The organism is Rahnella sp. GSA61A (genome assembly GCF_019969905.1).
GTDB lineage: Bacteria > Pseudomonadota > Gammaproteobacteria > Enterobacterales > Enterobacteriaceae > Rahnella > Rahnella aceris.
In genome coordinates this window covers 1-504 of the sequence record NZ_JAHXYO010000057.1, presented here as the reverse complement: position 1 = coordinate 504, position 504 = coordinate 1, and the positions used below count along the sequence as shown (strand labels likewise).

Genomic DNA, 504 nt, shown 5'->3' with positions numbered 1-504 from the left:
GCTGAGTATTGATGAAGAAAATAATGTAGAGGAAGCTTCTGAATCTGCATAAAATGTAATAACTTGGCTGTATCAGGAGGGAAGCTTCGTTCCTTGCGGGAAAATTGTTGGAGAGGAGGAGTTTAGCATTATCAGTGATTATCTCGGAACACCTACGCATGCCTATGATCAGGAGGGTATTCTTGTCTGGGAAAGGGAACTGAATGTATATGGTTCTCTGCGAAAAGGGGATAATGAATTTGTTCCGTTTTTGTATCAGGGACAGTATGTTGATAGAGAAACAGGATTGGCTTATAATCGTTTTCGGTATTATGATAATGAGAGTGGGAATTACTTAAGCCAGGACCCGATTGGGTTGAATGGAGGTTTGTCTTTATACTCTTACGTTAAAAATAGTAATTCTATAATAGATTCATTTGGGCTTAATGATATAGAATGGGTTGATCCTTCCAAATTAAACTATTCTCAGGCGTATGTTTCTGAAAACGTAAATGAGTATGTTAG

At 37.7% G+C, this 504-nt stretch carries 1 protein-coding gene; it reads left to right on the top strand.

Translation table 11 applies throughout. From position 1 onward, the window contains the following. Positions 1–250: 250 nt before the first annotated feature. Positions 251–504: RHS repeat-associated core domain-containing protein (locus tag LC431_RS26210; RefSeq protein WP_255611254.1), on the top strand; the 254-nt coding region annotated here is incomplete at its 3' end.